Origin of the sequence: Mycolicibacter algericus DSM 45454, from assembly GCF_002086455.1 — a bacterium.
GTDB classification, from domain to species: Bacteria; Actinomycetota; Actinomycetes; order Mycobacteriales; family Mycobacteriaceae; genus Mycobacterium; species Mycobacterium algericum.
The window spans coordinates 32734-54696 of the sequence record NZ_MVHC01000009.1 but is presented as its reverse complement, the minus strand read 5'-3'; the positions used below and the strand labels follow the sequence as shown (position 1 = coordinate 54696).

Below are 21963 nucleotides of genomic sequence, written 5' to 3'. Positions count from 1 at the left end.
CAAGGTCATGGACGGCTTCCGGGTACTGGAGGTCGCGCAGTTCACGTTCGTCCCGGCAGCCGGGGCGATCCTGGCCGACTGGGGCGCCGACGTCATCAAGGTCGAGCACCCGGTGCGCGGCGACACTCAGCGCGGATTCATCCGGATGGGCGGTTTCGAACTCGACCCCGACCGGCATCCGCTGATCGAGCATCCCAACCGCGGCAAGCGCAGCGTCGGCATCGATGTCTCGACCCCCGACGGGCAGCAGGTGCTCTACGAACTGGCCGCGACCGCAGACGTCTTCCTGACCAACTACCTTCCCCGGGCGCGGCAGAAGAACCGGTTCGACGTCGAGCACATTCGTGCCGCGAACCCGAACATCATCTACGCGCGCGGCAGCGCGTACGGCGACAAGGGCCCGGAGCGTGACATCGGCGGCTTCGACGGCACCGCATTCTGGACCCGCAGCGGAGTGGGCCACGCGCTGAGCCCAGAAGAACTGGGGGCACCGCTGTCCCAGGGGATTCCCGCGTTCGGCGACTCGGTCGGCGGCATGAACATCGCCGGCGGTATCGCCGCCGCGCTGCTGCATCGGGAACGCACCGGGGAAGCTCTCGAGGTCGACGTCTCGCTGCTGTCCACCGCGTGGTGGGCGGCCGGCGCCAGCGTGACCCAGGGAATGGAGACGGGCGAAGCCATGCGTTCGCTGATGCCGCAATCCGGTGGCTCCCCGGCGAATCCGTTCCTGGGCAACTACACCACCTCCGACGGCGGCACCATCAACCTGTGCATCGTCAGCCCGACCGGATACATTCGGGACACCTTCGAGCACCTCGGCATTCCCGAAGCCGCCGACGACCCCCGTTTCTCCGACGTGCTGCCGTTGATGGAGAACGCCGATGCGGCCAGTGAGTTGATCGTTGCCGCGATCGGCGCGAAGCCTTTCGAATACTGGCGTCAGCACCTCAAGACCATGAAGGGCCAGTGGGCGCCATTCCAGAGCCTGGTGGACCTGGGCTCCGACGAGCAGGCGATCGCCAACGACATGATCGTCGAGGTCGACGCGGGCGATGGCGGGCCGGCGTTCAAAGTCGTCCGTGGCCCGGTGCAGTTCAACCACGAGCCGCTGGAGACCACTCGCGCCCCGCAGGCATCCGAGCACACCGAGACGGTGCTGATGGAACTCGGGATCGACTGGGACCGCATCGAAAAGCTGAAGGAGTCCGGCGCTATCGCCTAGCCTGCCGCGGGGCTCTCCCGGCTCGGATCGAAGTTGAAGTTCGCGACGGCGGTCGATACACCGTTGCCGATCGGGCCGCAGCTGTCCAACAGGGCGGCGCTTCCGGTCGCCACGCCCGCATCGCTGTAGTGGGTCAGCGCCGCCAGCCCGATGTAGGGGCCGACCGGCAACCTGCTCAGGCTCAGGGTGTAGTCGGCGTTGATGAACGCCAACCCCGTGGTGCTGAAGTTCGTCAGCGACGCGGTGACGTCAACGGCCATCGCCGCCCGCACGAACGGGGTCAGTTCTTCGCCGTCGACGAGATCTCGGATCTCGCGTATCCAGGCGTACCGCGGTCCCGAATGCTGCCAAGGGAAGCGGCCGCCGTCGTTGTTGCCGTATGTCTGGATGAACATCGGCACGGATTCGTCGAAGCGCGCCGGCTCCTCGGGCACCGAGGGCATCGTGACCTCGGTGGTGTAGAACTCGCCGCCGGGCTGGGTGCCGCGCCGCAGATACAGAGCCGATGCGCGGGCGACCAGCTCGCCGTCCTGCGTCATGGCGGCGTCTACCGCGCGCATCCGCGACCCGGCGCGGACCACCGACGCGGTGACCCGCAGTGGTTCGCATGCCACCCGGCGCAGGATCTCGACGGTCAGCCGCGCCGGCTGCAGGTCGTCGTCGGAGACGTGTTGCTCCACAGCGCGGGCCAGCAGCCCGCCGACCACCTGACCGCCCAGCGTCGGCCCCCACCCGCCGTGCGCGATGGCGTTGGGCACGAAACCGTCGTCACGCCGGACCACGAACGGGATCATGTCTTGCTCCGCTCCACGTAGAACCGTGCGGCACTGCGAATCGCACGCTCGGTCGGCTCGGGGTGCCAGCCCAGTTCGCGGGTGGCCTTGCTGTGATCGGCGGGCGACGTCAACGCCATGAGCCGGGCACCCGTTGCGGTGAACGCGAAGTCGCGGCGCAACAGCGCGCCCAGTGCCCCGACGACGTGCCCCGCGATATGCAACACCGCCATCGGTATGCCGAAGCGGGGCGGCGTTGCCCCGACCTCGTGAGCGGCGATGGTGAGCATCTCGCGCTGACTCATGTACCGCTCGGAGATGATGTAGCGCTGGCCGATCCGCCCCCGTTCCGCGGCCAGGATCAGGCCTCTGGCGGCATCGTCGATGCCGACCACCTCCGATCCCACCCCCCGCGCGTAGGCCGGCATCTTGCCCAGCGCCGCGAGCTGGACGAGCATGCCCTGGCGCGGCTGCCAGTCGGGCGGGCCGTAGGGGTTGGACACGTTCGTGACGACGGCCGGCAGACCGCGGTCGGCGGCGTAGGACAGCACCAGCCGCTCGGCCTCGCGGCGGGAGGCGATGTAGGCGCCGCCGTGGTCGGCCCAGTTGAACGGTGTCTCCTCGTCGACCGTTTCGCCGTTGCGCCCCACCGCGATGGTGCCGATGGTGCTCAGGAAGACGAACTTGTCGAGGTCGGCATTCGCAGCCACCTCCAGCACGTTGCGCAGCCCCTCGACGTTGGTGCGAAACAGCGGTGCCGGGTCACGGAGTTCCGCGCGGGTGTCGACAACGCAGTAATACACCACCTCGCGGTCTGCCATGGCGGCGGCGACGGCCTCAGTGTCGAAGATGTCACCGTAATGTCGCTGCACGTCGAGCCCGTCGATGCCCTTGGTGGAACTCGAACGACGCAGCAGCACCCGCACATCGTCGCCACGGGCGACCAGGTGCCGGGTGACGCAGGCGCCGACATTGCCGCTGGCACCCATGACGAGAACGCGACGCCGCTTCGCCGATTCGTTGTTCGCCGTCATCGCCTCAAACCCCGCTGTTCAACTCGCGCTAGCGTACATTACTGTAAGCGTTACAGTTAATAAACCCGTTGCGCGGAGGTTCCATGCAGAAGGCGCTAGCTCCCGATATCTCGACCTGGCCGGACGCGAGCCCGCAGCTGATCGGCAGCCGCTGCGCGGACTGCGAGGCCACGGTGTTTCCGGCGCAGCCGCGCTGCCCGAGCTGCAGCGGTGACCAGATGACACAGCAGCTGCTCCCCCGAAACGGAACCCTGGTGGCCTGGACCACCCAGGGCTTCCCGCCCGGCCCACCGTATCTAGGCCCGACGGGGAAGGACTTCGTCCCGTTCGGAGTCGGCCTGGTGCAGCTCGGGGATGCCGTGCGGGTGGAAGGCCGGCTCACCGAGAACGACCCCGAGAAGCTGGAGTTCGACATGCCGGTGGAGCTGACCATGGTGCCGTTCGCCACCGACGCCGACGGCGACGAGATCATCACGTTCGCCTTCCGGCCGATGGAGCAGGGCGCATGAACGACGTCGCGATCATCGGGGTGGGGCTGCACCCGTTCGGCCGCTTCGAAGGCAAGTCCGCGATGCAGATGGGGGTGGATGCCATCTTCGCCGCGGTCGCCGACGCGGGCGTGGCATGGTCGGACATCGGCGCCGCGACCGGCGGCAGCTGGACGGTGGCCAACCCGGATGCGATCGTCGGCATGGTCGGGCTGTCGGGCATCCCGTTCACCAACGTGTTCAACGCCTGCGCCACGGCGGCCAGCGCCGCCAAGGTCTGCGCGGACGGTATCCGGCTGGGCGACTACGACATCGGTATCGCCGTCGGCCTGGACAAGCATCCCCGCGGGGCGTTCACCGAGGACCCAGCGCTGGTCGGGATGCCACGCTGGTACGCCGAGAACGGCCAGTACCTGACCACCCAGTTCTTCGGCATGAAAGCCAACCGGTATCTGCATGATCACGGTATCTCCCAACAGACATTGGCCAAGGTCGCCGCCAAGAACTTCCGCAACGGGGCGCTGAACCCGAATGCGTTCCGCCGCAAGCCGATCTCTGAGGAGGAGATCCTGGGCTCGACGATGCTGAACTACCCACTGACGCAGTACATGTTCTGCGCACCGGATGAGGGTGCGGCGGCGGTGGTGATGTGCCGCGCGGACATCGCGCACCGCTACACCGACAAGCCGGTCTACCTACGCGCGGTGGAGGTGCGCACCCGCCGCTACGGCGCCTACGAGGTCAACACCACCTTCGCCCCGGTCATCGAGGATGTGGCGCCCACGGTGTACGCCGCTCGCGCCGCGTTCGAGAAGGCCGGGGTGTCGCCCCAGGACGTCGACGTCATCCAGTTGCAGGACACCGACGCCGGCGCCGAGGTCATCCACATGGCCGAATGCGGTTTCTGCGCCGACGGCGACCAGGAGAAGCTACTCGCCGACGGTGCCACCGAGATCGGCGGCTCGCTGCCGGTCAACACCGACGGCGGGCTGATCGCCAACGGCGAGCCGATCGGCGCCTCCGGGCTGCGCCAGCTCCACGAGCTGGTGCGCCAACTGCGTGGCGAGGCCGGTGACCGCCAGGTGCCGGGCGAGCCCAAGGTGGGGTTCGCCCAGCTCTACGGAGCGCCGGGCACCGCCGCGGCCACCATCCTGACGACGTAATTACCGCGAGCAGACATGAAAGCCCCCAAAACACGCTGATTTTAGGGGCTTTCGCGACTGCTCGCGGTGGGAAAGGAGCCCGTCATGACCCAATTCCGCGACGCACCGATCTTCGATGCCGACCAGCACATGTACGAAACCCCCGAGGCACTGACCAAGTACCTGCCGGAGAAATACTCCCGCGCAGTTCAATTCGCACAGATCGGCCGCCAGACCCGGATCATCATCAACAACCGCGTCAGCGACTTCATCCCCAATCCGACGTTCGAACGGGTCGCCGCCCCCGGCGCCCACGAGAAGTTCTTCGCCGGCGAGAACACCGAGGGACTGACCCTGCGCGAGATGCAGGGAGCCGCCATCGAGGCGCCGGCGGCCACCCGCAACCCCGCCGACCGGGTCGCCGAACTCGACCGCCAGGGTGTGGTGGAGGCGCTCAACTATCCGACGCTGGCCAGCCTGGTGGAGCACTCCAGTGCTGATGACCCGCAGCTCACGCTGGCCATCATTCACGCGCTGAATCAGTGGATGGCCGAGCACTGGACCTACAACTACGACGGCCGGGTCTTCTCCACGCCGATCATCAACCTCTCCGAGGTCGACGGCGCCCAGCGCGAACTGGAGTACATCCTCGATCACGGCGCCGCGGTGGCGCTCATCAAACCCGGTCCGGTCAACGGCGTCCACGGCTGGCGATCGCCGGCACTGCCGGAGTTCAACCCCTTCTGGCGTGATGTGGAGGCAGCCGGCCTGCCCATCGTGCTGCACGCCAGCTTCCCGCCGCTTGACGATTACGTCGGCAAGTGGGAGCCGCCCTATACCCAGAATTTCATGGCGCAAAGCGCATTCCGCTGGATGGTGCTGGGCCATCGGGAGATCGCCGACATGATCACCGCGCTGATCTGTCACGGCACCCTGACCCGCTTCCCCAAGCTGCGTATCGCCAGCGTCGAGAACGGCAGCTCGTGGATCGCCCCGTTGTTCCACGACTTCGCCGACCTGTACAAGAAGATGCCGCAGAACTTCCCCGAGCATCCGCACGAGGTGTTCCGGCGCAACATCTGGGTGAGCCCGTTCTGGGAGGGCGCCGTCTCCGACGTGGTGGACACGGTTGGCTGGGACAAGGTGCTGTTCGGGTCGGACTATCCCCACCCCGAAGGCCTGGCCGAGCCGAAAGGCTTCTGGAAATACGCCGAGGGCATGGATGTGCGGCGCACCTATGACTTCATGGGCGACAACGCCCGGCGATTCATGGGCCTGCCGATCGCCAACCCGGACCCGGCGGCCGCCAAGCCGCCAGCGCTGGCCGGTGCCTGACCGGCCTGGACTTTGCAGTCAGGGCTGCGGCACAACGTGATTCAGCAACCCTGACCGCAAAATCAACGCAACGTCACTTCGGCGCGAAGCGCTGGCCGCCGTCCAGCCGGATGCACTGGCCGTTGAGCATCGGGTTCTCCACGATCGCCGCTGCCAGCTTGGCGTACTCCTCCGGGCGGCCCAGCCGTTTGGGGAACGCCGCATCCTTGGTCAGCACCGCGGCGAACTCATCCGGGATCCCCTGGGTCAGGCCCGTGGCGAACAGGCTCGGAGCGATCGCCAGCACCCGGATGCCCACGCCACCGAGATCGCGGGCCATCGTCAGGCACATCCCCGCGATGGCGGCCTTGGATGCGGTGTAGGCGATCTGGCCAATCTGGCCCTCGAACGCCGCGATCGAGGACGTATTGATGATCACGCCGCGTTCGTCGTCCTCCGGCTCATTGGTGCTCATGTGCCAGGCGGCGAGTCGACTCACGTTGAACGTGCCGACGACGTTGAGATCTTGGGTGCTGCGGAACGTCTCCAGATCGTGCGGCCCGTCGCGTTTGATCGTGCGTTCACCGATACCGCCGCCCGCGGTGGTCCCGCCGGCGGTGGTGACGACGATGTGCACGCCGCCCAGGGTCTTGACCGCCTCGTTCAGCACCTGCTCGATCCCGGCGAAATCTGTGACGTCGGCGTCGAAGAAGTGGCCGTCGATCGAGTCGGCGACCTCCTTGCCCTTGGACTGCGGCCGGTCCAGAATCGCCACCTTGGCCCCGCGCTTGGCCAGCAGCTCTGCTGTCGCCTTGCCGAAGCCCGATGCTCCGCCGACGATGATCGCGCCTTTGCCTTCGATCTCCACGAACGTTCCCCTTTTCGGATACGACAACCCGGGACCCGGCCCGGCGCATATACTATAGGCCTTCCCGTAATGCATTCGGGACACCGGGTCAGCGCATCACACGCCCGGCGAGTGCGCCCAGCACCGCGCGCATGCGCGGCGAGAGGTAGACAGCGAACAACCCGTTGAATATGTCCTCGCGCAGTCGGGTCAGCGTCGAGGTCTTGATCCGCCACTGGCCGTCGGCCTTCTCGTAGGTCTCGGTGTAGTGGCCGTAACCGCGCAAGTTGACTCCCGGACCGAGCCGGACCACGTCTTCCAGCGCCCATACCCCGCCGGCGGTGGTCGGCGAGATCAACTCGATGTCGGGTGCATGAACCTGGTGGACAGTGGGTTGATCGCGCAGACTTTTGCGGGTGAAGGCGACGAATTCGTCGGCGCCGCTGATGAGTTTGCCGCCGGCGCGGGAGGTGTCGCTGACGAAGTCGTCGGTGAACAGGGCACGCCAGGCCGCCCAGTCCTTGGTGTCCAGGTAACGACAGTAGCGCGACTTCAGGCGTTTGATCGCCTCGATCTCGGTGGCCGCGTCGTCAGTCATGGTTCGCCGCCGGTTCGTAGCGCAGCATCGTGACGTCATGCTCCGGGTAGTCGCAGAACACCGGCCGCACCCGCATACCGACGACCAGGTCCGCGGGGTCGACGTTGACCAGCTCGGTGGAGAACCGTGGCCCTTCATCCCATTCGACGATCGCGAGCAATTGCGGCACGGCGTCAGCGAAGTGGATGCCGACCGGCCGGCGGGCAACCGTAAAGGAGTACAGCGTGCCCATCCCGGAGATCTCGCGCCATTCCAGGTCGTCGGCCAGGGTGCGCGGCGCCCGGACCCGCGGGTAGAACACATAGCTGTCGGTCGACGGCGAATACTGGATGACGATGCGGTGCTGCGCCAGCGCGTCCCAGAACGGTGCGCTGGTGGGCGTCTTCACCGGCATCGGGCGTTCGAAGGTGGTCATCGGTGCTCATTCCCCTTCCAGGATGAGAGCGGTCTGTTCGCTCAGAATGCCGCCGTTGCCCGAGACGAAGGCCCGGTTGCAGTCGGCCACCTGGGCGGCACCGGCCCGGCCCATGATCTGGCGCGTGGCGTCACAGACGTGGTGCATGCCACCGGCCAGGCCGGCCTGCCCGAATCCGAGTTGGCCGCCGGCGGTGTTGAGCGGGAAATCGCCGCGGAAGGTCAGGTCGTGGTCGGTGATGAACTGCATGCCTTTGCCCTTCTCACAGAAGCCGGCGTCCTCCAGCGACAGCAGCACGGTGATCGTGTAGCAGTCGTAGATGGAGACCATGTCCATGTCCGCGCGGGTCAGGTCGGTCATCGCAAAGGCGGTGTCGGCGGCCTCGGCGATCGGAGTGGCCAGCAGGTCCGCTGCGTAGGTCGGGGTCTTGAACGGCACGTGCTCACCGAACCCCTTGACCCACACCGGACGGTTGCGGCCTCGCCGGGCGACCTCGGCGCTCGCGATCACCACGGCGGCACCGCCGACGCAGGGCATCACGATCTCCAGCATGTGCAGGGGATCGGCGATGATCGGGCTGGCCAATACGTCCTCGACGGTCAGCGGCGTGTCACGCCAGATGGCGCCTTCGGTGTGGTTGGCGTTGACCCGCTGGTCGACGACGAGCTTGGCCATGGCCCGCTCGTCGTAGCCGTAGACCGCTCCGTAGCGGGTGGCCACCTGCCCATAGGGGCCGTTCTGGCCGAGGTTGCCGTAGGGGATCTCGAACTCCGCCTGGGGAGAACCGTATTGGTTGCTCGACGAGCCGAAGAACATCGCGTCGACCAGTGGCTTAGGTTTACGCTCCGACATCGGGGTGATGTAGCGGGCCGGCAACGCGCACAGCACAACATCGCAGATTCCCAGCTCGATCGCGGCCGCGGCCCGCCACACCATGGCGGCCGCACTGGCACCACCCAGGTCGACGATCTCGGCGAAGCGGGCCGGCACGCCCAGGTATTCGGCGATGGTGGAGGGGACGAAGATCTCCGACTCGCCCAGGTGCGAGGTGACGATGCCGTTGACTCGTTCGCCCGATATGCCCGCATCGGCAAGCGCATCCGCACTCAACTCGGCCCATTGCTCGAGTGTGAACGGGGCCGGGGCGGCTTTGTTCATCCGCTCGGGCGGCAGCTCGACGTAGCCGACGATCGCGGCCTCTCCACGTAATCCCATGTGTTGTCCTCTATCTGAGTGCGGTCACTTGCGGGGCAGGCCGAGGATCATCTGGGCGATGACGTTCAGCTGGATCTCGTTGGTGCCGCCGCCGATCAGCTCGGCCGGCGACAGCAGGTACGGTTCGACGACGGCCGGGTCGGAGTCGGTTGTCATCGCCAGCCGCCCGGCGATGGCCAGGGTGGCCCGGAAGGTGCGGCGCAGCAGGACGTTCATCGCCACTTTGGCGATGCTTGATGCCGCCCCCAGACCCTGCCCGTCCAGCAGCCTGATGGTCTCGCGTACACCGAGCGCTTTGATGGCATTGGTGTAGGCGTCGAGCTCGCCCAGCGCCCGGGCCGCGTCGTCGCGCTGCTCGCCCGGGGCGGCTGCCAGCCGCCGCAATGCGACAGCCCGGTCGTACTGGACGTATCCGCTGATGGCGGAACGTTCCTCGGCCATGGTGGCAAGCGCCAGCTGCCAGCCCCCGGTGGGCTCGCCGAGCAGCATGTCGTCGGGGACGAAGACGTCGGTGAGGAAGACCTCGTTGAACTCGGAGTCGCCGGTGGCCTGCACGATCGGCTGGATCTCGATGCCCTCCGAGCGCATGTCCACGATGAAGTAGCCGATGCCGCGGTGTTTGGCCGCGTCGGGATCAGTACGGGCCAGCAGTGCGCCGTAGTCGGCGCGTTGCGCACACGACGTCCAGATCTTGTGTCCGTTGACGCGCCAGCCGCCGTCGACCTTGACCGCCCGCGTGGTCAGGGACGCCAGGTCTGAACCGGCCGCGGGTTCGCTGAAGAGCTGGCACCAGGCCAGCTCACCGCGCTGCGTAGGTGGAATCAGCTGCTGCTGCAGGGCTTCCGGCGCTGCCCGCAGCAGCGACGGCAGGATCCATTCGGCGATGCCCAGCGACGGCCGCACCAGCGCAGGGCGGTTGGCGAATTCCTCGATGATGATGAGCTGCTGCAACGGGGTAGCGTCGATACCCCACGGCACCGGCCAGTGCGGCGCGATGAGTCCGGCTTCGGCGAGCAGGGTTCGCTGCGGACCTGTCTCGAAGTGCGGATAGTCGCCTTGGCGTCCGGGTCCGTCGTTACGCAGCAAACTCGCGGCATCGAGCGTCGCGGCGATCTCCGCCCGGAACTCGGCTTCGGCGCCGCCGAGATCGACGGTGAAATCCCGCTGCTGCGTGGTGGTGAGCTCGCCGAGGCGCCGTGCCCAACCGGTGACGGCGCCGATCGATGCGGCGATGCTGGTGGCCCGGCGCCAGTACAGGTGCAGGTCGTGTTCCCAGGTGAAGCCGATGGCGCCGAACATCGTCAGCGTGTCCAGCACGGCATCCGGGCACGGCGCGATGGCAATCAACGCGGCAGCGGCGGCCGCCATCTCATGCTGGTCGGGATCGTCGGAGGCCCCGCGAACAGCGTCCCAGGCGGCGGCGCTGGCCAGCTCACTGTTCACCAACAGCATGGCCGCTCGGTGTTGCAGCGCCTGGAATGTCCCGATCGGCTTGCCGAACTGTTCGCGGATGCGCAGATGTTGGGTGGCCGCCTCGACGCACCAACCGGCGATACCTGCAGATACCGCCGCGGCGAGCCCGACGGTGAGCCATTGGGCACGGCCGGGGTCGATACCGGTCATGACGTCTGCCGCCGCCGCGGGGTAGCCGGTAAACGTGATCGTTCCCACGTCGGTGAGCAGATCGGTGCCCGCGGCCGGCCGGACCGCCACTTCCGGCCGGGACATGTCCACGGCCAGCCAGATCGCCGCACCGTCGGTGAGCTCGGCACAGACCAGCGCGAGCCGCGCCGAGCAGACAGCCGAGATCAGTTCGGCGGCACCGTCGATGAGCCATCCATCGCCGATCGGAAGTGCGGTGAGCTTCGCGTGTTGCGGCAGGAGCACGGTCGCCGGCGCACCCGATGACAAGGCGCCCAGAAACGCCTCGCGCGCGGGTGTCGCATCGGCGAGCAGCCCGACCGCTCCCGCGGTGACCGTCGCCAGCAGCGGCCCCGGCAGGGACGCTTTTGCCGCGGCCTCCAGTACACCGGCGGCGTCCAGCAGGCCTCCGCCCTGCCCGCCGCACGATTCGGGCAGGTGGATCGCGTGAAAGCCGTTGGCCACCAGCTCCGGCCACCATCCCGGCAGCTCCCCTGCCGCCAGCGCGTCGAAAGCCTTGCGGGCGTCGGCGATCGGCGCGTGCCGGGCGGCGAAGCGGCGCAGTGATTCGCCGAGTTCCCGCTGCTCGACGGTGAGTGCCACGCTCACGAGCCCTCCTGATTCTTGGTGCGCCGCCTGCTGCGGAAGAAGCCGGCGGCTTCGGCCAATGCCTCAGTGGCCGGCGCGGGCGCCCAGCCGAGTTCCCGGACAGCCTTGTCGTGACTCATCGGCGACATGATGTGCATCAGTCGTATCGACAGCGGGGTGAGTGCGGTGTCGCGCCGCCGCAGCCGCGCCGCGACCCGGGCGAAATGTCCCAGTGCCGACATCACCGCGACCGGCACGCCCCATCTGGGTGGCTCGACATCGACCGCGGCACATGCCGTCCGGTAGATCTCGCGAGCGCTCATGAACCGTTCGGAGACGATGTAGCGTTGGCCCGGCCTACCACGTTGCCCGGCCAAAATCAGGGCGCGCGCCGCATCATCGACGCCGACGACCTCGGCTTGCGCACCGCAGATGTAGAAGGGCAGCTTCCCGCGGACGGCAGCGGCGACCAGCCCGCCGTGCGGGGTGGGCTGCCAATCGCCGGAGCCGTAGGTGTTGGCGACACACATCGCCACCGCCGGCAGGCCCTTCTCCCGGTGGTAATCCAGCACCAGGTTCTCCGCCTGCACCCGGCTGCGGATGTAGTCCCCACCGGAGTCGAGCCAGTTGTGCGCGGTGCGCTCATCGGCCAGACCGTGATCGACCCGCCCGATGGTTCCGATCGAACTGGTGAACACGAACCGGTCCAGTTCCGCACCGGCCGCAACATCGAGGACATGGCGCAGTCCTTCGACGTTGGTGCGGTACAACGGTTCCGGATCGCTCAGCCACGCCCGCGCATCGACGACGCAGTAGTAGACGACATCGCATCCGCTCATCGCCGAGCGCACGGCGTCCTGGTCGAAGATGTCGCCACGCCGGATCTCGACGTCGAGGCCGTCGATCGCGCGTGTCGAGCTGGTGGCACGGATCAGGACCCGAACGTCTTCGCCGGCGTCGACGAGTTGTCGGGCGACGTGGGAGCCGAGAAACCCGCTTGCCCCGATCACCAATTTCTTTTTCACCATGTTGTCGCTACCCTCGGCTCCTGCCCGGGTGCACCATGATGCGCGGCGGCCCCTGGGCCGTGCGTGCCAGCTCGAGGGCCTCGGCAACATTGTCGAGGCCGATCGTCATTCCGATACACGGCGTCGGGTCAAACTCTTTGCGGCACACCGCGTCCAAAACGCCATACCAGTCCGGGGCTTCCGGGGCGCCACCAAACTGCAGCCGAATACCTTTGCGTGTCGCGGTTGCGATCCCGACGGCGTCCTGGGTGTAGTGGCCGCCCGCACACGAGACGAACGAGCCATGCGGGCACTCGGCGACGATCCGGTTCACGATCCCCGGCCCACCGACGCATTCGTAGATGAAGCACGTCGCATCCGCGCCGCCGTTGGGTGCATTCTTGCGCCACACCGCATAGGGCGACTCGGCAACGGGGTCTACGACAATGTGCGCTCCGAACTGCTCGGCCAATCGCCGACGGTCGGCATTGAAGTCGGCGACGATGATCGGTGAGATACCGCGCCGGGACAGCGCCGCCACTGCGGAAAGCCCGATCGCGCCGGCACCGACCACAACTGGCACATCACCGTCCCGGATGCCCGACAGCCGAACGTATCCCTCGCCGACGGCGAAGGCATCGACCAGCGCGACCGCGTCGTCGGACACATCGTCGGGGACCGTCCGTGCCATCACCTGACTGACCAGCATCTGTTCACCGAAGCCGCCGGGGGCGTCCTGATGCTGGCCGATGATGTAGCCACCGCCCTGAGCAAACAGGAACGGGATGCTGGTGACCCGGCTGCCGAGCGGAAACTGTTCGGCGTCGGTGTTCGGTCCGTGACCGATCACTTCGCCGACGAACTCGTGGCCCATCACGATGTCGGCGTGTCGGTCGTAACCGGCGAAGAGCGGATCATCGCCATCGGTCTCGGGGTGGTCCATGAAGTGGATGTCCGAGGCGCAGATGGCACAGGACAGCGTCCGCAGCAGCAGGTGCCCTTCGCCGGGCACCGGGTCGGCGGTCTCGCGGACGGTCAGTCCGCCCTCGTTGAGCACCACAGCGCGCATCGTCATTCTCCTGTGTCGACGGTCAACTCGATTGCGCAGCCGCTATATCGAAGCTGGTGAGCATGCGCGTCAAGGTGAAACGACGGCGCGCGATCCGCCAGCCCTCGCTGGTCGACACCAGGTCGTCGCGGTATTGGCCGACCGCATCCACCCACTGCTTGGGATCGGCGGCGAGCGCCTGCACGGTGTGCACATAGGTCACGGCGGTGGCGTGGTGGTCGTCGACGAGGTCGATGACCATGTTGTGCAGCATGTGCTTGGTGTCGCTCATCGGCTCGTGTGTCACCGCCATGAACTCGGTGAGGGACGTCGCGTCGGACCACTGGCCGATCTCGCCGTAGTCGGCGTCGGCGTCGTCGGTGAAGCAGGTCCGAAACAGCTCCCAATCCTTGGTGTCGATCGCGGTCGCATACCGCAGCAGGACATCGGTGATGTCGGCTTTCGCAGCCTCTTGGTCAGTCATGCTGGATCCTTCCTTGTCGCCCACAGTGATTCGATGCGTGCCGCGGTCTCCCGCACAGCGGCACCGAGGTCACAGACCTCGGCTGGCGTCATCGTCGCGAATGGGGACGCCCCCACCGACATGGTGACCGTGCCATCCGCGTCGTGGATCGGTGCGGCCACGTTGGCGACCCGGTGCTCAGTGCTGTCGAGCTCGCCGGGCAGGTAGTCGACCACCGTCAGGTCGGCGAAGGCGCTGGCCAGCCGGGCGGTGATCTCGTCGGGCTCACCCTCGGCGGCCAGCGCCTGCAGCGCCGAATAGACCCGGACATATTCGCGGCTCATCCGCTCGATCGCATACCCGCGGCTGCGCACTTCGTCGAGCACCGCGCTCAGCCGCCGGCGCAGGCGCGGTGAGGGGGCGCCCAATCCGCCCAGCCACTCTCGCTTGACCTGGTCGCCGGCCTCGGCGACGAACTCCCGGCAGAACGGAGCCACTATCGGCATCCGGAACCCGACACTGACCAGCGGTGCCGCCAGTGATTCGCCGACGGTGTCGGTCACCACCACGGTCGGCCCCTGCCGGGCGCCCAGCACGACCTGCATGCCGACAGTGTCGGAGAGCCGCTGCAGTTCCGGGCGAAACGCCGCCTTGTTGACCGGCCGGGTCAGCGCGGCCAGCGCGGGCCCCCATGAGTAACCGCCGGAGTGCCGGTCACGCACGATCCACTGCCGAGCCGCCAACGTGGTGACGATCGCGTGGCAGGTCCCGTGACTGATATGGAGAATCCGGGCGATCTCCGACAGCGAGAAGCCGCGTTCGGGATCCGAGGCCAACAGTTCCAGAATCCTGATCACCCGCTCGGTCGGCGGCGACGACACCGGCCGGCCGGGCTCGCCGACATTCGCGGTCATATCAGGCGTTTTCGGCGGCTATACGCGCGCGCTCGCGCACCGAGGCGACCACTCCACCGTCGTTGAGGATATCGGTGCCGGTGAGGTAACCCGCCTGGGCGCTGGCGCAGAACGCCAGCAGTTCCGCCATCTCTTCGGGCTTGCCCCAGCGCGGGACCGCGGCGTCGGCGACCAGCGCACCCGCGCCGGCCTGTTCCTCCAACCGGCCCATCTCGGTGTCGATCGAACCCGGCGAGACGGAGACGATGCGTAGTCCGCGGCCGTTGAACCGTTCCGCCTGCGCACTGCTGTACCAGCGCACGAACGCCTTGCTCACGGCATATGCGATACCCGAGCGCACCTCCGCCGGCATCGGCTCGCAGACCGCCGCCATATCGGCGAGGAAGGAGTCGGCTTCGCGCAGCGCCGCCGGGAATTTGCCGACCGGGATCAGTTCCTCCGGCAACAGGTGCGCGGCCATCGACGCCACGTTGACGATCGCAGCCCCTTCGGGCGCAACGCCGTAGAACGCCTCGTTGATGTTCAGCGTGCCGATCGCGTTGGTCCGCATGACGTAATCGGCCTCACCCATGCTCGGGCTGACCCCGGCAGCGTGGATCACCGAAGCGATCGGCCCGACGGCGGCTGCGGTGTCGAAGAGCCGTGCGACGGCGTCGGGGTCGGTGACGTCACCGTTGATGACCGTGACATCAAGGTCTTTCAGCGCGGCGGCCGCGACGTCCAGCCTGTCCTGCCGGACATCGCAGAGCACCACCGCATGATCGCGCCCGACGACCTTCGCGGTGGCCACACCCATGCCTCCTGCACCGCCGGTGATCACCGATACCTTCGACATGACTCCCTCACTTCCCCATGGCGGCGCTGATCGCCTGGGCCATGAACGCGACCGACTCGTTGCGGCCCATCGAAGCAAATAACTGTGCCGCGCCGGTGATCTCGTCGCCGACGTACACTGTGGGCCCGTTGCTGAGGTTGTTCAGCGCCGTGGCCACCGCCCGCTCGACGGGCGCGGCGCCGGGCGGCACCTGTTCTGTCGACCCGATCTGGCCGCGTTCGTGCTCGAGCCGCCGCAGCGCCGGGGTATCGGTCTTGCCCAGGATCAGGCCGATCACGTCGACACCGGTGTTGCGCAACTCGCACCAGAGTGCCTCGGCGAACACCATGTCGAAGGCTTTGGACGCACCGTAGGCCACCATGTTGGGGCCGCCGACGAAGCCGGCACCCGAGCCCAGGATTACGATGGCGCCCGCGCCACGCTGCACCATCGGCGGAGCCAGCGCATGGCAGAGCTGCATCGGCACGACGCAGTTGCGCTGCACCATCGACTCCGCCGCCGAAATGGTATTGGCTAGAAACGGTTTGAAGTCGGGATCGGCGCCGGCGCAGTACACCAGAAAACCGATGCCCAAGCCCTCGGTCGCGTCGATCAGCGTGCGTGCCGCGCCGGCCTCGGTGAGATCGACTGCCAGCGTTCGGGTTTGGACACCATGACGTTCCGTGATGCCGGCGGCGACCTCATCGAGCAGCTGCCGTCGGCGTGCCACGAGCATGACGTTGAGCCCACCTTCGGCCAGCGCCTCGGCGAAAGCCGCTCCGACGCCGTCAGAGGCGCCGACGATCAGCGCCCACGGCCCGTACTTGCCGAAATCCACCGTCACATTTTCGAACGATACGTCGAATAATCGACGTAGACAAGATCAGCAGCCCGTGGCGAACCGGTAGGCGCGGCAGACTTCGGTGAGCCGCTCGTCCTGGAGTCGGGTGATCCGGCTGGTGAACCTGGCCCGGCCCAACGTGAATACGTTGTCGAAATTGGCTGCGCATGGACGCGGCAATCCGTCGTCGCGATCAAGGGCAACCTCGGTTGGGATGCCTCGGACCGTTGTCGTCACCGGCGCCACCAACAGCGAGGTGAGACGGGAGGTGAAGCGCTGACGGGTCAAGACGAGGACGGGCCGAACCTTGTCCCCGGGGACGTCGGCCCACCACACCTCACCCCGATTGATGACCGGCCCGCTCACTCCTCCCACGGGACCGAACTCAGGTCGACCCGGACCTCGCCGGGGAGGTCATCGTCGTGGTTCGCATCCAGCCATCGCTTCTCAAGCTCGCGCTCGATGAGCGCACCGAGCGCGTCCTCGAGCAACTGCGAGACATTCGACGTACCGGTAATCGCCTGGGCCTCCCGCAAAAGCTCGGGTCGCAGCGTCGCTGAGACCTTAGCCTTCGGAGTCATGATAAATATCCTACCGCTGATCCTACTAATGTGCGGACACCCGGCAGGCGTCCCCATCACGCCTTCGCGAGCTGCTTCTGGGCATATCGCGCCGCCCACTCGGCACGCGGCCGGATCGAGACGTCGACATCGGTGGCCTTCGCGCGCAGCGCACCCACCGTCGCCTGCTCGCGCGGGGTATGGGCGAACGGGTCCCAGCTGAAGAACCGCGCGGAGTTCTGCCAGGTGATCTTGTTGATGTCGGAGTCGTCGGCACCGGCGGCCTCCAACTCGGCGAGCACCTGCTCGGGGGCGTCCGGCCAGAAGCAGTCCGAGTGCGGGTAGTCGCACTCCCAGGCGATGATGTCGATACCGATCTCGTGGCGCAGCTTCAGCGAGGTCTTGTCGGTGACGTAGCAGGCCAGCGAGTGCTCCCGGAACACCTCCGAGGGCAGCTTGTCGCCGAAGTCACGGCGCAGCCACTTCTGGTTGGTGTAGTGCCGGTCGCTGCGGTCCAGGTAGAACGGGATCCAGCCGATGCCGCCCTCGGAGAACGCGAACTTCAGATTCGGGTAGTTGCGCATCGCCGGGCCCCACAGCAGGTCCTGGGCGCACATCGCCGAGATCTGGGTGGCCAGGATGATCATGTTGTCGATCGGGGCGTTGGGGGCCATGCTGATCGCCCCGAAGCCGGTGCCGATGTGCAGGCACATCACCACGTCTTCCTCCGACAGCGTGCGGAACACCGGCCCCCAGTAGGCCTCGTCGTGATAGCTGGGCAGGCCCTCCAGGTGCGGCAGTTCGGGCATGGTGACCGCCCGGCAGCCCTTGGCCGCCACCCGGCGGATCTCCGCGCACATCGCTTCGGGATTCCAGGTCGGCAGGATCGCGATCGGGATGAACCGGCCCGGCGCTGAGCCCGCCCACTCGTCGATGTGCCAGTCGTTGTAGGCCGACACCATCACCAGCGTGACGTTCTCGCGGGTCATGTTGAGGTGGCGCGCGGAGAACCCGGTGAAGGTCGGGAAGCACATCGAGGCGAGGATGCCGTTGCGGTTCATGTCGCGGACGCGCTCGTGCACGTCGTAGACGCCGGGGCGCATCTCGGCGAACCCGGCGGGGTCTCGGCCCCACTCCTCGGCCGGCCACGACACCACCGCGTTGAGCCCGCTGACCCCTTGCGGGCGGCCCTGGTACATCCACTGGTCGACGCCCTTGTCGTCGGTGACGACGATGGGTGCCTCGTCCTTGTACTTGGCGGGCACGTGGCGCAGGAACATGTCCGGCGGCTCCACCACGTGATCGTCGATGCTGACCAGGATCAAGTCGTCGATGTTCATACCTCTACTAGTACCCTGGAAAATCGTGACCGTCTCCGCGCGTTCGGCCATAGACTTTGCAGAACCGGCCAACATCGATCTACGTCGGGGCGGTCGTGCGCGCGCCGGCAGCTACCTCTACGAGGGGCAGCATCTGGTCACCGGGTGGCACTCCCATGAGATGCACCAGATCGAGTACGCCGTCGGCGGGGTGGTGGAGGTCGAGACCGCCGCGGCGCACTACCTGTTGCCGCCGCAGCAGGCGGCCTGGATTCCGGCCGGGCTGGAGCATCAGGCCGTCATGCGCCCGGAGGTGCGCACCGTGGCGGCGATGTTTGACCCGGAACTGGTCGCGCACGCCGGTGATCGCGCCCGCATCCTGACCGTCTCGCCGCTGATCCGGGAGATGATGCTGTACTCGCTGCGCTGGCCGATCGAGCGATCCGACGGCGACACGGTCTCCGACGACTTCTTCCGCACGCTGGGTCATCTGGTCTCGGCCGCGCTGGACCACGAGGCCCCGCTGAGCCTACCGGTGTCCGATCACCCGATCGTGGGACCGGCAATGGTCTACACCAAGGCGCATCTCGCCTCGGCGACCGCGGCCGAGGTGAGCCGCGCTGTCGCGGTCTCCGAGCGCACGCTGCGCCGGCAGTTCGAAGCGGTGACCGGGATGTCGTGGCGGACGTATCTGCTGCACGCCCGGATGCTGCAGGCGATGGCGCTGCTGGCGGCACCCGATCAGGGGGTGCAGCAGACGGCCACGGCCGTCGGATTCGACAGCCTGTCCGCGTTTACTCGGGCGTTCACCAGGTTCGCCGGCGAAGCGCCGTCGCGCTACCACCGCCGGATCACGGCGGTTTAGCGAGGCTCGACGCAGGAGAGCCGAAGCTGGAACCGCCGCATGAGCACGGCGGTTTAGCGAGGCTCGACGCAGGAGAGCCGAAGCTGGAACCGCCGCATGAGCACGGCGCTTTGACGACACGGCGAATAGGCCGCCCGAGTGACCAGGCCTACTGAATCACCGTATCCTGCAATCAAACTGATCCACACCTAGCCCAAAGGGATGAGCGTATGACGGACTGGCGTGCCGAAGGTCTTCGAGTCTTCCGGGAGATGCTGCCGGGGGTGCTGCCCGATGGCGACGTCGACTTCCACCACGGGTTCGCGCCGGAACTCATGGATATCGGCGTCGAAGGCGTCTTCGGCCGGCTGTGGTCGCGCGAAGGCCTGGCACGCCGGGACCGCAGTCTGCTCACGCTGGGCATGCTGATCGCACTGGGCGCCGAAGAGGAACTCGAGTCGCACTTCCGGATCGCCGAGCAGAATGGCCTGACCCGCGACGAACTGGCCGAAGTGGTCTATCACACCACCGGTTACGTCGGCTTCCCCGCGGCCAACGCGGCGAAGAAGGCGGCCCTACGGGCCTTCGCCAAGCGGGCCGACAACGGCGAAACCACCGTCACTTGACCAGCGGCGGCGAATAATTCGGCTTGCCCAGCCCGAGCACGTACTGGGCGATCATGTTCCGGAACACCTCCAGGGTGCCGCCGTAGATGCCGACCAGCGGAGCGAACCGGTAGACGTAGTCCGACGCACCGTCGTCGACGGCGCCGTCGGTGCCGATCGGCAGCGCCGACGCGCTGCCGAGCAGGTCCATCAGATCCGGCGACACGTCGCGCATCGTCTGCGCGAGCGCGACCCGGCCGAAGATGGACGGGGCCGACAGGGACGCCTCCACCCGGGCGGCGGCCCGACCGAGTCGGTAGGCCACCGAACGATCGTCGATGCGTCCCGACCGCCCGACGACCGCGCCGGCTCTGTCGACGGCCTCGGCCATGAAGCCGGCCTGGTGCATCATGATCGACACATCCTGTAGCCCGTCGGGATCGGCGTCCACAGCACCGTGTTCGACGTTGAGCGGTTCGCGCAGCACCGTCCAGCCGCCGTTGACCTCCCCCAGCCGGTATTTGTCGTCGACGCGGACATCGCTGTAGTAGACGATGTTGGTCCGGTCGCCGTCGACGGTGCGCAGGCCCTGGATCTCGATTCCCGGGGAATTCAGTGGCACCAGGAACATCGTGAGGCTCTTGTGCTTTCGCGCTTCCGGGTCGGTGTTGGTGATCAGGAAGACGTACTGGCAGTTGTGGGCGCCGGTGGTGAACATCTTGGAACCATTGATAATCCAGCTTGACCCATCCCGGACAGCCCGGGTTTTGCAGGTGGCAACGTCGGAGCCGCCTTCGGGTTCGGTGTAACCCAGGCAGAGCCGGATGTTGCCGCTGAAGACGCCGGGCAGGATCTCCTCGCACAGCTCCGGCGAACCGAACGACGCCACCGAGCGGGCCACCATCGCGGTGGTCCCCCAGGTCACCCAGGGCACGTGCGCGCGGCGCTTCTCCAGCTCCCAGATGCGTCGCCGCACCCGGGAGAAGCCGCCGTCGGCCTCGGTCTTCCATTCCTTTTCCAGGTAGCCGGCGGCGCCCAGCGCCAGGTGCACACCTTCGTTGAAATTGTCACCGGTCTCGCGGTCACGGCGCTTGACGTCCTCGGTGACGTGGGTGGCGAGGAAGGTGCGTGCCTCTTCGCGGAAAGCCAGGTCGTCGTCTGTCAGTTGCGGTCGGGAGAAGTCCATGATGTTCGGTGTCCTATTCGGCTGCGCGGTCGGCGGTTTCGCGGGCGGCTGTTTCACGGGCGGCGACGATCTCGGCGATGCGGCATGCGCTGGAACCGGGGTCGCCGCCGGCCAATGGCCAGCCGCGGGCCCGCACCAGATACGCCGTGGCCGCGGCCTCCGCCGAGACCCCGAGACCACCTTGGATGTGCACCGCCATGGTGGCGGCCTTGGCGGCTTCCTCTGCCATGAACACGAACGCCGAGGCGGCCAGCTCCGGCCGCTCATCGGGCTCGTTGTCCATGAACCAGCCGGCGCGGTAGGCCAGATTGCGACCGCTGGCAACGGTGATGGCCATGTTGGCCAGCGGGTGCGAGATCGCCTGCAGGGTCCCGATCGGAACCCCGAGGGTGTAGCGGGTCTTGGCGAACTCCGCGGCAATCGTCATGGTCTGCTCCACCATCCCGACCAGCGCGGCGGCGGTCAGCAGCCGCCATTCGTCCAGCGCCCGCTGGTATTCGGCGACGGCGTCGGCACCTTCGGCCAGCACGGTCCGGGCGTCGACGGTGTCGGGGTCGATCCAGGCCATCGGCAGCCGGCCGATGTTGTCGACGGTCGCCGGCCGGGTATCGAAGAGCAGGCGGACGATCTGGTCACCGTCGCGGACGATGATCTCGTCGGCGATCGAACCGGTGGGCAACAGCCGCGGGCCCACCGCGCTGTCCTGATGCGGGTCGAACGCGACCAGGCGTGTCCCGGTGACGATGTCGCCGTTCGACAGTGCGCCGAGCCGTTCCAGTAGCCGTGCGGCGCAGACGTGGTCGATCCAGGGCACCGGTGCCAGCGCCCGGCCGATCTCCTCGGCGACCAGGGTGAGGTCCACCAGGGTGGCGCCGTCGCCGCCGGCCGACTCCGGCAGCGCCATTGTGGTGGCGCCCATCGCGCACAGCCGCTCCCACAGATTCTTGTCGAAGCCGGATTCCTCGGCGGCACGTACGGTTTCGATATCGCAGTGGGTGGTGAAGAACTGCTTGTAGGCGGCCTGCAGCGCCTGGTGATCCTCGGTCAGGCTGTAGTCCAGCCTGCGCAACTCGAAACGGTCCATA

Annotated in this window: 24 protein-coding genes; 6 read left to right on the top strand and 18 right to left on the bottom strand. The window is 67.3% G+C overall.

All coding sequences use genetic code 11. The features are described from left to right. Nucleotides 1-7: 7 nt before the first annotated feature. The gene (locus BST10_RS11160; RefSeq protein ID WP_041320171.1) at nt 8-1222 is read left to right on the top strand and encodes a CaiB/BaiF CoA transferase family protein; all 1215 of its coding nucleotides are present in this window, start codon (nt 8-10) and stop codon (nt 1220-1222) included. Here BST10_RS11160 and BST10_RS11155 read toward each other — a convergent pair. Next, complete coding sequence (locus tag BST10_RS11155; RefSeq protein WP_083037830.1) at nt 1219-2016, bottom strand: thioesterase family protein; 798 nt, start codon at nt 2014-2016, stop codon at nt 1219-1221. The genes BST10_RS11160 and BST10_RS11155 overlap by 4 nt on opposite strands. Further along, complete coding sequence (locus BST10_RS11150) at nt 2013-3029, bottom strand: NAD-dependent epimerase/dehydratase family protein (protein WP_083037829.1); 1017 nt, start codon at nt 3027-3029, stop codon at nt 2013-2015. Before BST10_RS11150 ends, BST10_RS11155 begins: the two co-directional genes overlap by 4 nt. Nucleotides 3030-3112: 83 nt before the next feature. Between BST10_RS11150 and BST10_RS11145 the strand changes: the two genes are divergently transcribed. The 3 genes from BST10_RS11145 (at nt 3113) to BST10_RS11135 (ending at nt 5994) form a co-directional block, all read left to right on the top strand. Then, a complete protein-coding gene (locus BST10_RS11145; protein ID WP_083037828.1) occupies nt 3113-3538 on the top strand; it encodes a Zn-ribbon domain-containing OB-fold protein in 426 nt (141 codons plus the stop codon). Next, nucleotides 3535-4680, top strand: a complete 1146-nt coding sequence (locus BST10_RS11140) for a thiolase family protein (protein WP_083037827.1) — start codon at nt 3535-3537, stop codon at nt 4678-4680. The genes BST10_RS11145 and BST10_RS11140 overlap by 4 nt, the downstream gene beginning before the upstream one ends. Before the next feature lie 84 nt (nt 4681-4764). After that, nucleotides 4765-5994, top strand: coding sequence for an amidohydrolase family protein (locus tag BST10_RS11135; RefSeq protein ID WP_083037878.1), 1230 nt, complete (start codon nt 4765-4767; stop codon nt 5992-5994). A 73-nt stretch (nt 5995-6067) separates the two neighbouring features. Here BST10_RS11135 and BST10_RS11130 read toward each other — a convergent pair whose 3' ends face one another. The 14 genes from BST10_RS11130 to BST10_RS11065 all read right to left on the bottom strand — a co-directional run bounded on the left by BST10_RS11130 (nt 6068) and on the right by BST10_RS11065 (nt 18264). Next, nucleotides 6068-6841, bottom strand: coding sequence for an SDR family NAD(P)-dependent oxidoreductase (locus BST10_RS11130; RefSeq protein ID WP_083037826.1), 774 nt, complete (start codon nt 6839-6841; stop codon nt 6068-6070). Nucleotides 6842-6929: 88 nt separating this feature from the next. Beyond that, the gene (locus BST10_RS11125; protein ID WP_083037825.1) at nt 6930-7418 is read right to left on the bottom strand and encodes a nuclear transport factor 2 family protein; all 489 of its coding nucleotides are present in this window, start codon (nt 7416-7418) and stop codon (nt 6930-6932) included. Continuing rightward, nucleotides 7411-7833: a Zn-ribbon domain-containing OB-fold protein gene (locus BST10_RS11120; protein WP_083037824.1), complete on the bottom strand. Its 423-nt coding sequence runs from the start codon at nt 7831-7833 to the stop codon at nt 7411-7413. The genes BST10_RS11125 and BST10_RS11120 overlap by 8 nt, the downstream gene beginning before the upstream one ends. A 6-nt stretch (nt 7834-7839) precedes the next feature. Beyond that, entirely contained in the window at nt 7840-9048 is a 1209-nt protein-coding gene (locus tag BST10_RS11115; RefSeq protein ID WP_083037823.1) for a thiolase family protein, read from the bottom strand. Between the two features lie 24 nt (nt 9049-9072). Further along, nucleotides 9073-11298, bottom strand: coding sequence for an acyl-CoA dehydrogenase family protein (locus tag BST10_RS11110; RefSeq protein WP_083037822.1), 2226 nt, complete (start codon nt 11296-11298; stop codon nt 9073-9075). Beyond that, a complete protein-coding gene (locus BST10_RS11105; RefSeq protein ID WP_083037821.1) occupies nt 11295-12305 on the bottom strand; it encodes an NAD-dependent epimerase/dehydratase family protein in 1011 nt (336 codons plus the stop codon). Before BST10_RS11105 ends, BST10_RS11110 begins: the two co-directional genes overlap by 4 nt. A 7-nt stretch (nt 12306-12312) precedes the next feature. Continuing rightward, nucleotides 12313-13353: a zinc-binding dehydrogenase gene (locus BST10_RS11100; RefSeq protein ID WP_205277421.1), complete on the bottom strand. Its 1041-nt coding sequence runs from the start codon at nt 13351-13353 to the stop codon at nt 12313-12315. A gap of 22 nt (nt 13354-13375) precedes the next feature. Continuing rightward, the gene (locus BST10_RS11095; protein WP_083037820.1) at nt 13376-13816 is read right to left on the bottom strand and encodes a nuclear transport factor 2 family protein; all 441 of its coding nucleotides are present in this window, start codon (nt 13814-13816) and stop codon (nt 13376-13378) included. Next, nucleotides 13813-14709, bottom strand: a complete 897-nt coding sequence (locus BST10_RS11090; protein ID WP_083037819.1) for an IclR family transcriptional regulator — start codon at nt 14707-14709, stop codon at nt 13813-13815. Before BST10_RS11090 ends, BST10_RS11095 begins: the two co-directional genes overlap by 4 nt. A gap of 1 nt (nt 14710) precedes the next feature. Next, on the bottom strand, nt 14711-15544 hold the full coding sequence (locus BST10_RS11085; protein ID WP_083037818.1) for an SDR family oxidoreductase: 834 nt from the start codon (nt 15542-15544) through the stop codon (nt 14711-14713). A gap of 7 nt (nt 15545-15551) precedes the next feature. Then, nucleotides 15552-16361 carry an SDR family NAD(P)-dependent oxidoreductase gene (locus BST10_RS11080; protein WP_083037876.1) on the bottom strand — a complete coding sequence of 270 codons (810 nt, stop codon included), beginning with the start codon at nt 16359-16361 and terminating at the stop codon, nt 15552-15554. A 45-nt stretch (nt 16362-16406) separates the two neighbouring features. Further along, entirely contained in the window at nt 16407-16730 is a 324-nt protein-coding gene (locus BST10_RS11075; RefSeq protein ID WP_163762367.1) for a type II toxin-antitoxin system PemK/MazF family toxin, read from the bottom strand. Beyond that, nucleotides 16727-16945 (bottom strand): type II toxin-antitoxin system CcdA family antitoxin, encoded by a 219-nt coding sequence (locus BST10_RS11070; protein WP_133054429.1) that lies wholly within the window; start codon nt 16943-16945, stop codon nt 16727-16729. Before BST10_RS11070 ends, BST10_RS11075 begins: the two co-directional genes overlap by 4 nt. Before the next feature lie 56 nt (nt 16946-17001). After that, nucleotides 17002-18264, bottom strand: coding sequence for an amidohydrolase family protein (locus tag BST10_RS11065; RefSeq protein WP_083037815.1), 1263 nt, complete (start codon nt 18262-18264; stop codon nt 17002-17004). Between the two features lie 25 nt (nt 18265-18289). On the opposite strand from BST10_RS11065, the gene BST10_RS11060 reads away from it, so the two are divergent. Further along, a complete protein-coding gene (locus tag BST10_RS11060; protein WP_083037814.1) occupies nt 18290-19108 on the top strand; it encodes an AraC family transcriptional regulator in 819 nt (272 codons plus the stop codon). Nucleotides 19109-19317: 209 nt separating this feature from the next. Then, complete coding sequence (locus tag BST10_RS11055) at nt 19318-19713, top strand: carboxymuconolactone decarboxylase family protein (protein WP_165757193.1); 396 nt, start codon at nt 19318-19320, stop codon at nt 19711-19713. Here BST10_RS11055 and BST10_RS11050 read toward each other — a convergent pair. Together BST10_RS11050 and BST10_RS11045 are read right to left on the bottom strand one after the other, a co-directional pair. After that, the gene (locus BST10_RS11050) at nt 19706-20878 is read right to left on the bottom strand and encodes an acyl-CoA dehydrogenase family protein (protein WP_083037813.1); all 1173 of its coding nucleotides are present in this window, start codon (nt 20876-20878) and stop codon (nt 19706-19708) included. The genes BST10_RS11055 and BST10_RS11050 overlap by 8 nt on opposite strands. Nucleotides 20879-20891: 13 nt before the next feature. Continuing rightward, entirely contained in the window at nt 20892-21962 is a 1071-nt protein-coding gene (locus BST10_RS11045; RefSeq protein ID WP_083037812.1) for an acyl-CoA dehydrogenase family protein, read from the bottom strand. Nucleotide 21963: the final 1 nt, after the last annotated feature.